This is a genomic window from Nocardia sp. NPDC088792, from assembly GCF_044750615.1.
Classification (GTDB): Bacteria; Actinomycetota; Actinomycetes; order Mycobacteriales; family Mycobacteriaceae; genus Nocardia.
In genome coordinates this window covers 1573696-1586096 of the sequence record NZ_JBIVKC010000003.1, presented here as the reverse complement: position 1 = coordinate 1586096, position 12401 = coordinate 1573696, and the positions used below count along the sequence as shown (strand labels likewise).

12 protein-coding genes are annotated in these 12401 nt (G+C 64.9%); 6 read left to right on the top strand and 6 right to left on the bottom strand.

All coding sequences use genetic code 11. The features are described from left to right. Positions 1-54: 54 nt before the first annotated feature. The gene (locus ACIP5Y_RS25440) at positions 55-741 is read right to left on the bottom strand and encodes a response regulator (protein WP_400353393.1); all 687 of its coding nucleotides are present in this window, start codon (positions 739-741) and stop codon (positions 55-57) included. Further along, the gene (locus ACIP5Y_RS25435) at positions 738-1838 is read right to left on the bottom strand and encodes a sensor histidine kinase (protein ID WP_400353391.1); all 1101 of its coding nucleotides are present in this window, start codon (positions 1836-1838) and stop codon (positions 738-740) included. Before ACIP5Y_RS25435 ends, ACIP5Y_RS25440 begins: the two co-directional genes overlap by 4 nt. Positions 1839-1883: 45 nt before the next feature. Here ACIP5Y_RS25435 and ACIP5Y_RS25430 point away from each other — a divergent pair, with 45 nt between their 5' ends. Next, positions 1884-3083, top strand: coding sequence for a serine hydrolase domain-containing protein (locus ACIP5Y_RS25430; protein ID WP_400353389.1), 1200 nt, complete (start codon positions 1884-1886; stop codon positions 3081-3083). A 70-nt stretch (positions 3084-3153) separates the two neighbouring features. Here ACIP5Y_RS25430 and ACIP5Y_RS25425 read toward each other — a convergent pair whose 3' ends face one another. Both ACIP5Y_RS25425 and ACIP5Y_RS25420 read right to left on the bottom strand, forming a co-directional pair. After that, positions 3154-3792: an NADPH-dependent F420 reductase gene (locus ACIP5Y_RS25425; RefSeq protein WP_400353387.1), complete on the bottom strand. Its 639-nt coding sequence runs from the start codon at positions 3790-3792 to the stop codon at positions 3154-3156. Continuing rightward, positions 3789-4604 carry an inositol monophosphatase family protein gene (locus tag ACIP5Y_RS25420; protein ID WP_400353385.1) on the bottom strand — a complete coding sequence of 272 codons (816 nt, stop codon included), beginning with the start codon at positions 4602-4604 and terminating at the stop codon, positions 3789-3791. The genes ACIP5Y_RS25425 and ACIP5Y_RS25420 overlap by 4 nt, the downstream gene beginning before the upstream one ends. On the opposite strand from ACIP5Y_RS25420, the gene ACIP5Y_RS25415 reads away from it, so the two are divergent. Beyond that, on the top strand, positions 4603-5643 hold the full coding sequence (locus ACIP5Y_RS25415) for a LysR family transcriptional regulator (RefSeq protein ID WP_400353384.1): 1041 nt from the start codon (positions 4603-4605) through the stop codon (positions 5641-5643). The two genes, ACIP5Y_RS25420 and ACIP5Y_RS25415, sit on opposite strands and share 2 nt — an antisense overlap. A gap of 14 nt (positions 5644-5657) precedes the next feature. On the opposite strand, the gene ACIP5Y_RS25410 is transcribed toward ACIP5Y_RS25415, so the two are convergent. Beyond that, the gene (locus ACIP5Y_RS25410; protein WP_400353382.1) at positions 5658-6089 is read right to left on the bottom strand and encodes a pyridoxamine 5'-phosphate oxidase family protein; all 432 of its coding nucleotides are present in this window, start codon (positions 6087-6089) and stop codon (positions 5658-5660) included. Between the two features lie 389 nt (positions 6090-6478). Between ACIP5Y_RS25410 and ACIP5Y_RS25405 the strand changes: the two genes are divergently transcribed. Together ACIP5Y_RS25405 and ACIP5Y_RS25400 are read left to right on the top strand one after the other, a co-directional pair. Next, positions 6479-7270, top strand: coding sequence for an SGNH/GDSL hydrolase family protein (locus ACIP5Y_RS25405; RefSeq protein WP_400353381.1), 792 nt, complete (start codon positions 6479-6481; stop codon positions 7268-7270). A gap of 39 nt (positions 7271-7309) precedes the next feature. Continuing rightward, the gene (locus ACIP5Y_RS25400) at positions 7310-7876 is read left to right on the top strand and encodes a PadR family transcriptional regulator (RefSeq protein ID WP_400353379.1); all 567 of its coding nucleotides are present in this window, start codon (positions 7310-7312) and stop codon (positions 7874-7876) included. Positions 7877-8063: 187 nt separating this feature from the next. Here the strand turns inward: ACIP5Y_RS25400 and ACIP5Y_RS25395 are convergent, their stop codons facing one another. Then, positions 8064-9314, bottom strand: coding sequence for a PucR family transcriptional regulator (locus ACIP5Y_RS25395; RefSeq protein WP_400353377.1), 1251 nt, complete (start codon positions 9312-9314; stop codon positions 8064-8066). Between the two features lie 116 nt (positions 9315-9430). On the opposite strand from ACIP5Y_RS25395, the gene ACIP5Y_RS25390 reads away from it, so the two are divergent. Continuing rightward, positions 9431-10912, top strand: a complete 1482-nt coding sequence (locus tag ACIP5Y_RS25390; RefSeq protein WP_400353375.1) for a long-chain fatty acid--CoA ligase — start codon at positions 9431-9433, stop codon at positions 10910-10912. Positions 10913-11052: 140 nt separating this feature from the next. After that, complete coding sequence (locus tag ACIP5Y_RS25385; protein ID WP_400353374.1) at positions 11053-12375, top strand: lipase family protein; 1323 nt, start codon at positions 11053-11055, stop codon at positions 12373-12375. Positions 12376-12401 lie beyond the last annotated feature (26 nt).

The following is a 12401-nucleotide window of genomic DNA, read 5'->3' as shown; positions in this document are numbered from 1 at the left end:
TGACGGCTCTGAATTTCGGCGACATGCACCCAACCCACTGAGTATTTTCGTGATCTATGTGTGGCGATGGCCGGTCGGTGGGGAAGGGGTGATCAAGCCGCTCTCGTAGGCGGCGACGACGACTTGTGCACGGCTGGACAGACCGAGTTTGCCCATGACGCGCTTGACGTGGGTTTTGACGGTGGATTCGCTGAGGACCAGGCGTTGCGCGATCTGAGCATTGGTCAGGCCGTTGCCGATCAGTCGCAGCACCTCGGTCTCGCGGGGAGTGAGGTCGGCCAGTCGGGGGCCTGCGATGGCTCTGGTCCGGTGCTGGTGTGCATAGGTTTCGATCAGTCTGCGGGTGATCGAGGGTGAGAGGAGCATGTCACCGGCGACGATGGCCTGTACGGCGGTGATGATTCGCTGCGGCGGAGCGTCTTTCAGTAGAAATCCGGACGCTCCGGCGGCGAGTGCGGAGTAGACGTATTCGTCCAGATCGAAGGTGGTCAGGACGATCACCTGCGGTGGGTCGTCGTGCGGAGCGGCCAAAAGCTCTCGGGTTGCGGCGATTCCGTCGAGGACCGGCATGCGGATGTCCATGAGGATCACGTCCGGAGCGGTGTGGGCGGCGAGGTCGATCACCTGGCGGCCGTCGGCGGCTTCGCCCGCGATCTCGAATCCGGGTGCGGCGATGAACAGGGCGACCAGGCCGGCACGAATGAGGGCCTGGTCGTCAGCGATGAGCACGCGGATCGTCACTGGATCCCGTTCGTCGGCAGCCGCAGTTCGACGGCGAATCCGCCGCCTGTGCGCGGGCCCGCGGTCAGGACACCGCCGTAGAGTTCGGCGCGTTCCCGCATGCCTGCAATGCCGTGCGGGACAGTGGATTTCGTCGGCGGTCCGTCGGCGCTGCCGTTGTCGATCACCCGCATTGTCAGCGTATTTTCACCGTAGTCGAGATGAACCCGCGCGGTCGCAGGACCGGCGTGCTCGAGGACGTTGGTGAGCGCTTCCTGAGTCACCCGGTAGGCGCACAGGTCCGCTCCCGGCGGTAGGGGCCGGGCTCGCCCGGTGCGGATGAGTTCAACGGGCAGACCGGCTGCGCGGATGCGGTCGGCCAGTTCACTCAGCTGCGCCAAGCCCGGTTGCGGGTGGTAGTCCGCGGTGTCGTCCGGGTCGGTCCGCAGCACCTCGAGCATCCGGCGCATCTCGGCCAGCCCCTGGCGACCGGAATCGGCGACCGCGGCGAGCGCCGTCCGCGCGGCCTTCGGATCGGAATCCAGCACGTACTCGGCCACTCCGGCCTGCAGGGCGATGACCGCCATGTGATGGCCGACGATATCGTGCAATTCCCGGGCGATCCGTGCCCGCTCCTGCGCGGTGGCCTGCTCGGCGCGCTGGTCGGCCCGCTCGGCCCACCGCCGGAACGCATCGCCCAGTGCCCATGCGGCCACGGTCTGCAGTACCGCGTTTACCACATCCGACCACGCCAATCCGGCCGCGGTGGGCAGGTACGCGAGTATCACCGCGGCCATCGTCAGCACCCAGACGATCGCCACGATCCGCGTGGGTCGATGCCGTGCCACGCTGAACATCCCGACCAACAGCCCGATCCCGTAGATCGGGAAATCGCCGCCGTAGCCCAGCAGCAGATAGACGACCATCGCACCGCTGATGAGCAGCATGCATGCCACCGGCGCGTATCGGCGCACCACGATCGGTGCTGTCGACAACATCGCCAACACCACAGCCGGCGCGCTCATCCGATCCGACATCGGCATGCCGACCAGGGTCAAGGCCGTCAGTGTCGCCGCGAGCAGCGCGTCGATCAGAAATGGCCGAGGATTTGCCCACACTCGCCACACGATATCCACTCGGATCGGACACGTCGCCACTCGTGAGTGGTATCTCGCACTACCCCTGTGGGGGTAGCGACAATTCCCGTTCCGGGGCGACGACAGACAGTGTGCCGAGTTTCTAGCGTCGACGACATGAAGCGAGCTCTTATGTTTGTGGGTGCGGCCGTCGTTGTCGCGATCTCGGCTGTCACGGCGTGCGGCACCGGTGGAACACCGGATCGGGCGCGCTCGCTCCAACAGGCGTTGGATGCCGTTGTCCACACCGGTTTTCCCGGCGTGCAGGTCGTAATCAGCGAACACGGAAGGGACTGGACCGCGAGTGCAGGCGTAGGCGATGTCGCGACCGGTACGCGCTTTCCCGACGACGGCTACATCCGGATTGCCAGTATCACCAAACCATTCGTCGCCACGACCGTTCTTCAACTGGTATCGGAAGGGAAGGCTGACCTGGACGCGCCGCTCGACCGATATCTGCCCGGTATCGTCCGCGGCAACGGCAACGACGGCACCCGAGTAACCGTCCGAAACCTGTTGCAGCACACCAGCGGGCTACCCGACTACATAGAACTGCCCGAATTCCGGAGCGATATCGTTCAAGCAATGCAGCTGCGGTATGAGACCGCCGACCTCGTGGCCCGGGCGATGACCATGCCCTCGCATTTCCAGCCGGGAGAGAAGGTCGAATACAGCAGCACCAACTATCTGCTGGCCGGCATGCTCGTCGAGCGGATAACCGGGCAACCGGTCGATTCGGAGATCACCCGGCGCATCATCGAACCACTCGGACTGCATCACACCTACTACCCGGTCGCCGGTCAGCGAGCTCTGCGCGACCCACATCCGAGGGGGTACGCCCTCGATGCCGGACAGCGCATCGATGCCACCGAACTGGACCCGTCCCTGGGCGGTCCAGCCGGAGCGATCGTATCCACCGGAACAGACGTGAACCGGTTCTTCATCGCACTATTGGATGGCAAGCTGTTGCCTCCCACTCTGCTGAGCGAGATGAAGCAGAACAGCGTAGGCAAACAATCGCAGGGGCTAGGCTTGGGTCATATCCCAGTGCCCTGCGGCAACGACGTATACGGGCATTCCGGTGGAATACCGGGCTTCGAAACCTTCGCCGCCGCAACCACAACCGGGCGGGCGGTGACCGTGACGGTCAACCAATGGCCCGCGAACGATGAGGTTGAAGCCGCAGTCCGCAAGGTGTTCGATACCGCCGTCTGCACAGCACCCTGATCGCTTCGGGACCGAGCGGGAGCCCTGCTCGGGGCGGTCGTCTGGACCAGCCGTCGGAACGGCTTTCGCGTCACTTGTCGCTGCCGGCGATGGTCAGTGCGAAAGGTTTCATGCCGCGGTTGCGGACGATCGACGGCACCAGCAGCATCAATGCCTCGGTGCCGCGGGCGGTGGTGATGTCGCCGAGGTCTTCGATCCACTCCTTCGGCCAGCCCAGGTCGGACAAGAGGTCACCGACTGCTGCCTTCGCCTCGGCGTCGTTGCCCGAGAGGAAGGCGGTGGGCGGGGTGGCCAGGGATCGGGGCGCGGTCATGACGGTGAACAGCATCGTGTTCAGTGTCTTCACGACGTGGGTGCGGGGGAGTGCGTGCTGGATGCGCTCGGCCAGGCTGGCGTCAGTGTAGAGCAACCCGTTCGGCCGGCCTTCGTCGTCGCGGACGGTTGCGTTGGCGACATCGATGAGGATCTTGCCGGTGAGAACATCGCGGAGTGTGGACAGCCGCTCCACCGAGCCTGCGCCCGGGGTTGCGTTGATGACGATATCACCGGCACGGGCGGCTTGTTCCAGGCTCGCGAATGCGACCTGTGGTCCCGTCCAATTGTCAACGGCGCCACGGGTTCCGACGGTCACCTGATGCCCCGCTTCGACCAGTTTGCTCGCCAGGTTCGCCGAGACACGGCCTGCTCCGAGGATTGCGATCGAGGTCATCGCAGTGCCTCCGTCAGCACCTCGACCGCCGCCGCGTGCAGCGTCGGGGTGGCTGCCAGGAAATCCGGGCTGGCGGTGGTCCACGGATTGCCGGCGATATCGGTTACCGTGCCACCGGCCTCGGTGACCAGCAGCGCGCCGGCCACCAGCCCCGAGCGCACATCGCTGTGCTGCCAGAACACATCCATCCGACCGGCGGCGACCTGGATCAGCTGCAGCGTGGCGGGCACCGAAACCCGGGTCACCAGGGCTTTGTCGAGCATCGCTGTCACGGTCCGGCCGATCCGGAGGAAGGTGTCGCGGGTTTCTCCCGGCTTGGCCTGACCGGTGCCGACCAGCGCCGAGTCCAGCCGGGTCTTTGCCGAAGTCCGCAGGCGAGTCCCGTTCAGGTAGGCGCCCTGGCCGCGGATCGCGGTGTAAATGTCATGGGACAGTGGCAGATACACCACGGTGAGCACGGGTTCGTTGTCGCGCACGAGGGTCGCCGTCACTGCCCACTCGGTCATTCCGTGTACATGGTTGATATTGCCCTCGGCGGGGTCGGTCACCCACCATTCGCCTGCGGGGAGGGCGCCGCCTGCCAGCTCGTCCTCGGCCCATCCGGCGCCCGGGCGTGCAGCTTCCAGCGGGGCGCGCAGCAGGTCGAGCACTGCGGCGTCGTTGGCGTGGATCGCGGTGACGATTTCGTTCAGATCGGCTGAGCGCGTGTCGATGTCGAATCGCTCGCGTAGTCGGGCACCGGCGATCCGAACCGCGGCGATGACTTCGGGTAGCAACTGTTCGTCGGTGGCAACGGCAGCATGTGTGGACATGGTTTTTCCGGCCTTCGTCAGGGGAATTGGTTCGCGAGGCTCATTCGGTGCCGCGCTGACCTCAACGCTAGAAGCGGAAGTAGCTAACTTCAAATGCATGTTCGTCAGATCTAACATGACTGGCATGCATGTTGATCTGAATCTGCTCAAGGCGCTGGATGCATTGCTGGAGGAAGGCAGTGTGGTGGGCGCCGCCGATCGGCTGCACCTGACACAGCCTGCGATGAGCCGCGCATTGGCCAGGATTCGGCGAGTGATGAACGATCAGGTCCTGGTCCGCAGCGGCCACACCATGACGCCGACTCCGCGCGCGGTCGCGGTGCGCGAACAGGTCCATGCGCTGGTCCAGCAGGCACAGGCGATCCTGGCGCCCGAACACGAGATCGACCTGACCACGATCGAGCGCACCTTCACCCTCAGCTGGCACGACGCGATCACCACGGCGATCGGCCCGCGCGTGCTGGCGGCGATCACTCGGCAGGCGCCGGGAATTCGGATGCGCATGCTCGCCGAATCCAGCACCGACACCAGCGATCTGCGTCACGGCCGAGTGGATCTCGAAATCGGCGCCGCCATCCCGGACCAGTCTGACATCACCCACACCACCGTCGCTCACGACCGGCTCGTGGTCGTGACTCGACGCGACCACCCCATCACCGAGCTGACCCTCGAAAGCTACACCGGCGCACAGCATCTCACCGTGTCACGCCGCGGAGGCCTGCACGACCGCATCGACGACCTTCTCAGCGAGCACGGCCGGCACCGCGATGTAGTCGCGGCCGTCCCCACCAGCACCTCGGCGTTGCACTTCGTTCGACACAGTGATCTGCTGGTCGTCGTCCCAGAATCGATGTCCCGACCCATCATCGAGGACCTCGACCTGCTCGTTCGGCCGCTACCGCTCGACCTTGCGCCGGTACCGGTGATCATGGCATGGCATCAACGCTACGACGGCGATCACGCCCATGCCTGGCTCCGCGTACAAGCAGCAGCGGCGCTCGAACAGGTCTGCCTCGACCCCAGTAGCCATTCGCTATAGGGACTGAGCGGCTTTCAGAGCTCGCCGGAGTAGTCCTGGGTGATCCAACGGTCGGGGCGGATGGTGAACAGGACGGATTTGATGCCATCCATGCGGTCAGCGAAGGCGCGAGCGGCTTCCGGACCGAGGTAGCGGGTGGCGATTGCCTCTCGTACTTCTTGCGGAGCGGGAGTGGTGGTGTCGATGACGGTGCCCTCGACGATGACGTACTGGTACGGCAGCTCTTCGCGTTGGACGGTCAGGGTTACGACGCCGGCCTCCTGGATGAGCCTGGCCTTGCGTCGCCCGGCACCGGTGTTGATCCTGATGTCACCGCCGGGGCTGTAGTCGTACCAGATCGGGACGGACGCGGGCGGGCGCCCGTCGGTTGCCGCGACTGACAGGACGGCAACGTGCTTGCCCGCGAGGAATTCCTGGCGTTCGACCTCTGTGAATGGTTTCGGCACGCGGTTTCAAGCATTCCGGCCGGTGATGATATTCCCGCACTCCGCTGAAACACACTCGGTAGCCAGTCGATACGAGTGCAAGGGTTGGGTCCCGGCCAGGATTCGGACCAACCGCGGGGATCGGCATCGCTCGCCAGATCCCTACCCGCGCAGTCATTTTTGCTCGAACTGTGAACTTGCACGGTCGTTCGGCGTACCGGTCAGAAGCATCCGCGTCCGCCTTCATGGGGGCGCGGTCCTACGATCATGCGACTTTTGGCGAGGTGCCTATTCAATTAGTTGCCTATCCGGTCGTTCCGGCTTACTGTCGATCGGAGGGCGCTTCGAGCGCGGCGGACGAGCGGAAGCGATGGCTGGATGTGACTGGTACCTATTCCCGCTATGTTGCCTTGGGAGACAGTCAGACCGAGGGCGTCGGCGACGGTGACGATGCCACCGGCCTGCGAGGTTGGGCTGATCGGCTTTCCGAGCGCCTGGCGACCGCGAATCCCGAGCTGCGGTACGCGAACCTCGCGGTGCGTGGTCGGCTGGCCCATCAGGTCCACGAGGAGCAGTTGCAGGCCGCGCTGGATTTGAACCCGGATATCGCTACGGTCGTGGCCGGGGCCAACGACATACTGCGCCCCCGTTGCGATCTCGGGGTGGTCGTCGGTCACCTCGAGTCCATGTTCGCCGCATTGACGGCAAACGGGGCAGTGGTGGCGACCTTGACCTTCCCCGATCTGTCGCGGATCACGCCGCTGGCCCGGCCGGTTCGGGGCCGGATCGTCGAGCTGAACGAACGCATTCGAGTGGCTGCTCGACCCTACGGTGTCTACGTCGCCGAAATCGCCGGACACGACGCCGGTCTGGACCCGAGGAATTGGAGTTCGGATCGGTTGCACTGCAGCCCCATCGGACATCAGCGCATCGCCGACGCGATGGCTGAGGCATTGGGCCTGGCAGGTAGCGACGATGCCTGGACGCGACCGCTCCCGCCCGGCCCCCGCGTCGGCGCCCTGCATACGGTGACCACCGAACTGCGATGGGCGGCCGGCTTCCTCGGACCATGGCTCGGCCGCCGCGCACTCGGTCGTTCTTCGGGCGACGGACGCCAGCCGAAGCGACCGACCCTCTCGCCCATTGCAGGTCCGACAGTGAATTCCACTGCGAGTGCACCCTCGCTCCGGATAGGTAAGTAAGCAATTTATTGACCAACACCGCTCTGATACTCTCCGGCCATGGCGCTACGCAACGCGGTGCTGGCCGCGCTTCTGGACGGTGAGTCCTCCGGCTACGACCTGGCCAAAGGATTCGATGCGTCAGTAGCCAATTTCTGGATGGCCACACCCCAACAGCTCTACCGCGAGCTCGACCGCATGGCGATCGACGGACTCATCACAACCCGGGTGGTGCAGCAGGAACGCCGACCGAACAAGCGCCTGCACGCACTGACTCCCGCCGGCCGAGCCGCACTGCATGAATTCATTGCGGCACCATCCAAGCCGACAGCCATCCGTGACGAACTGATGGTCAAGGTGCAAGCAATGACTATCGAAGACAATCCCGAGGTGCGGACCTCGGTGGCCGGGTTCGCAGAGCGGGCGACCGCGAAACTGGCACGCTACGAACGCCTTCGGCTTCGCCTGCTCGACGGCCGCAGTGAGCAGGCCTTCTTGTCCGAGGCCGAACGTATCGGCCCCTACCTGACCTTGCTGCGCGGCATCGCCTTCGAACAAGAGAACGTCCGCTGGGCTCAGTTCGCACTCACGGTCATCGATACTCGGGCGGCCTCACAGCTCGAGTAGCACCGACAGCCCGCCAGGAGGTGCCGTCGCCCCCTTCAGGTCCCGGTGCCCGGCCGAGCGCGCGGGCCTACTACTGATCATGACTAGCGTGAGACGGGTAAGCCCCTCACCCACCAAGCGCCCCGGGCGTACGGGGGCTACTCGTCGGTGAGATCACTGGAGGGTTCGGTGTCCGGTCAGTCGGCCATTACGGGGTGTTGCCGCCGGGTAGCAGTGGGCGGTGGTCCAGAAGGCGTATCGCGATGAGGATTTCGAGGACGTCGCTGACGGCGCGTAGGTTGCGGCCGGTTTTGGTGGCGATTCGGTCGAGTCGGTTGTAGGCGGTGTTGACGTGCAGGTTCAGTTGGTCTGCTGCGTCCTTCGCGTTGAGGTCCGCGGCGATATAGGCATGGAAGGTGTCGATCAGGGTGTGTCCGGAGGTGATGTCGTTCTCGATGAACCGTCGTAGGTCCGGTTGTACGAGGCGCCGCACGGTCGGGTCGTCGCGCAGTATCAGGTAGTCGAAGGTGGATAGGTTCGAGAGCGCGAGAATGCCTGGGGTATCACGTAATCCACGTCGGACCTGGCAAGCTTCGGTATAGGCCGCAGCGATCTCGTCGGGCCCGGTGTGTACGGTGCTGACACCGACCGCGAAGCGTGACCCCCGCCCCGCCAGCTCGGCGAGCGTTCTGGTGAGGTTGCGGATGGTCGATTCGGTTGCGGCGCCGATGAATACGGCGACGATCTCTTCACGAAGAACCACGGCCAGACCGGAACCGGCTGATCGGATCGCCATCATCGATGCGGTCAGCGACTGTTCGTCGGGTTCGGCTCCGATCTGCATCACCGAGGCCACGATCAGCTGGGTGGACGTGGTGATGCCCACGGAACGGAGCAATGTCGCTCGCGAATCGGTCAGCGCGCGACCGGCGAGCAGGTCCTCCACCAATTCCCGCTGTCTGCGGTCGATTTCGGTGAGCTGATGTTGTTGTGCGGTCAGATATGCCTGCGCGGCAACCGAAGTCGATGTCTCTACGAACTGGAGCAGTGGTCCTGCGGTCGCCAGAGTGATGTCGGGGGAGATCGATTCACGGCGCGCGATCTTCTGCACCGAATCCCAGATCGACATCTGCCCGACCACGAAGGCTCGCAAGAAATCGGGCAGTTCGATTCCTTCCCGCAGTCGGTGTTGGGCCGCTGTGGCGGATGCGGCGAAATGCTCACTGCGTATCGGTCGTGCGTCGGACAGGACAGCGAGAAACGAGTCCAGGAGATTGTGGACGTGCTGGATCGTGTCGGCGTGGACGTGTGACTCGGCGGCAGTGGCGTAGGCCGGAACCTGCGACCAGATCGCGCCGACCGCATCGGCCACTATGTCGTCGATCGACTGTCGCAGCATCGTGACGAATGTCGTCAGCTGCGGATTCGTCGGACAGTTGTCGTCGACCATCGCGTTCATCCGCTCCCGCCTTGTGGTCGAACCACAACGTTCACCTGTTTCGACCCTATACCGGTCATCACTTGCCGCCGATAACGTGATTGCTGCCACAGATCGGTTTCCTCAGAAGGGTGCTCGTGAATCTCGCCGAACATCTCGAGCGCACCGCAGCCGCTCGACCCGACCACATCGCCATCAAACTCGACGATGCGACGCTCACCTACACCGAGCTCGACGCGGCATCACAGCAGATGGCCGGACTGCTCGCCGAGCGCGGGATCGGTCCCGGCGATCGAGTCGCGCTCATGGCGCCCAACGTGCCGCAGTGGGCGATCGTGTATTTCGGTGTACTGCGCGTGGGCGCGATTGCGGTGCCGATGAATCCACTGCTCAAGGAGCGTGAGGTCGCCTATTTCCTCACCGATTCCGGCGCCGGCCTGATGTTTGCCTGGCACGGCTTCCGCGACGAAGCCGAAGCCGGCGCCGAACTGGCCGGTACGGAAGTCATCGTGATAGATCCCGCCGAGTTCCCGGGGCTCCTGACGGCGACCACGCCGGTCGGCGGCGTCGTGGCACGCGAGGACGCGGATACGGCAGTCCTGCTCTACACCTCGGGCACCACCGGTGCACCCAAGGGCGCGGAGCTGACGCACGGAAACCTCACGCACAATGTCGAACTCGCGGTCAGCGATCTGCTCCATGCCACCTCCGACGACGTGATCTTCGGTGGTCTGCCGTTGTTCCACGTCTTCGGGCAGACCTGCGGCCTGAATGTGGCCGTCGCGGCGGGCGCGACACTCACCCTGCTCCCGCGGTTCGATCCCGCCAAGGCGTTGGAGGTACTCGTCCGCGACGGCGTCACGATCTTCGAAGCCGTGCCGACGATGTACACCGCCTTGCTGAACTATCCGGCACGCGCCGACTACGACCTGTCGAGTCTGCGAGTCTGCGCCTCCGGCGGTGCGGCCCTGCCGATCGAGGTGTTGACCGGTTTCGAGAAGGCCTTCGGCTGCCCTGTTCTCGAGGGATACGGTCTGTCGGAAACCTCGCCGATCGCCTCGTTCAACCTGCGTGACAGCCGCAAGCCGGGTTCGGTCGGCATGCCGGTCGCCGGAGTCGAGATGCGAGTCCTCGACGAGGACGGGACCGATGTCGCCGAGGAGGCGGTCGGTGAGATCGTCATCCGGGGCAAGAACGTGATGAAGGGTTATTGGGGCAAGCCCGAGGCGACCGCGGCGTCGATCAAGCAGGGCTGGTTCCACTCCGGTGACCTCGGCTACCGCGACGAGGACGGCTTCTATTTCATCGTCGATCGCAAGAAGGACATGATCATTCGCGGCGGTTACAACGTCTACCCGCGTGAGGTCGAAGAGGTCCTGCACGAGCACCCGGCGATCGCCGAGGCAGCGGTGCTCGGCACGCCGCACGCCGAGTGGGGTGAAGAGGTCTGCGCCGTTGTCTCGCTCAAACCGGGAGCGACAGCAGCGCCGGAGGAGATCCGCGAATTCGTGAAGGCCCGCATCGCCGCCTACAAATATCCGCGCATCGTCCAGGTCGTCGCGGCGCTCCCGAAGGGCCCGACCGGCAAGATCCTCAAACGCGAGATCTCGATCGCCTGAATCCCCAGCGGGACAGAAGATCTCGATTACATCTCAACGGAGAGATAATGATGAATATCGCAGGCCGCGAGTCTCGCGGCTTCCACTGGCGATGGATCTTTGTCATATCGACTATCGTCGCTGCCGTTGCCTGCGGTGTCGTGGCGGTGCCATCGGTGAACGCGGCGCCGCCACCGGACTCGTTCTACGACGCCCCGCCGGGATTCGAGACAGCGACACCCGGCACCATCCTGCGTAGCCGTGCGGTGACGGTCAATGCGTTGCAGGCGTTCCCGATTCGGGTGCAAGCCTGGCAATTGCAATATCGCACAACCGATTTCCACGGTGCTCCCTACACTGCCGTGACCACAGTGATGATTCCGGAAGGACCGGCGAAACCGCGACCGCTGCTCTCGTACCAGGTAGCGATCGATTCGGTCACCCACGCCTGCGCGCCGTCCTACAGCCTGCAGGACGGGAAGCTGGCCGACTTCACCGATCCGACCGGGCCGGTCACGGCGGGCACCGCGTCGGTCGAGATCGTTGCCGCGGCGGCGGCGCTGGCCCGCGGCTGGGCGCTGGCGGTTCCTGATCACGGCGGCGCCGACAACCGGTTCTTCACCCCGCGCGAACCCGGCTACGTCGTGCTCGACGGGATCCGCGCCGCCGAACAGTTCGCGCCCCTCGGACTCGCGGGCGTGAACACCCCGGTCGGAATGTTCGGCTATTCCGGCGGCGGCATCGCCAGTACCTGGGCCGCCGAAATGCAGCCGAGTTACGCACCCGAACTCGACATTGCCGGCATCGCCGCCGGCGCACCCGTCCCCGACCTCATCGCCGCACTGAAGAGCGTCAGCGGCCGTCTGACCGGTGGGCTCATTCCGGCAGCATTCGCGGCAATGGGTAAGGATTCCCCGGCCTTCGCAGACCGGCTCGACGGCTACCTCACCCCGGAAGGCCGGGCGGCCGTCACTGATGCGGCACCGCGGTGCGTGGCGCAGTCCGTGCTGTCGCGTCCATGGCTGGATATTCAGAAATACCTGACGGTTCCACTCGACCAAGTGATCGCCGATCCGGTCATTCACGCCACCATGGTCGAACGCAACCGCGGTACCGCTGCGCCCACCGCGCCCATGTATCTCTACGACGGTGTCACCGAGGAAGTCAGCCCGATCGCCGGCGTCGATGCGCTGGCCGGCTTCTACTGCTCGCATGGCACACCGGTCACCTACCGCCGCGACGAATTTCCCGATATTCCGGTAATCGGCACCACCCATGGAACCCTCGCCGTACTCGGTCTGCCAGGCGCTTTCGCCTGGCTCGACCAACAACTCGCCGGCACCGCTCCGAGGCCCGCTGGATGCGATATCCGAACTGTGTCCTCGACCCTGCTCGAGCCGGGTGCGTTGTCCGCCCTCGGTCCGGATTTCGTTGTCACTCCACTGCTGACTCTCCTGGGCCTGCCCATCGGCTCGGGCCACTGAGCCGGGCCGCGCTGGATTCGGCTGCT

Excerpts from the sequence above, each read along its gene's own strand:
- ACIP5Y_RS25425 (WP_400353387.1), bottom strand. The coding sequence starts at position 3,792 with ATGACCTCGATCGCAATCCTCGGAGCAGGCCGTGTCTCGGCGAACCTG.
- ACIP5Y_RS25415 (WP_400353384.1), top strand. The coding sequence starts at position 4,603 with ATGGTTTTTCCGGCCTTCGTCAGGGGAATTGGTTCGCGAGGCTCATTC.
- ACIP5Y_RS25420 (WP_400353385.1), bottom strand. The coding sequence starts at position 4,604 with ATGTCCACACATGCTGCCGTTGCCACCGACGAACAGTTGCTACCCGAA.
- ACIP5Y_RS25400 (WP_400353379.1), top strand. The coding sequence starts at position 7,310 with ATGGCGCTACGCAACGCGGTGCTGGCCGCGCTTCTGGACGGTGAGTCC.
- ACIP5Y_RS25395 (WP_400353377.1), bottom strand. The coding sequence starts at position 9,314 with ATGAACGCGATGGTCGACGACAACTGTCCGACGAATCCGCAGCTGACG.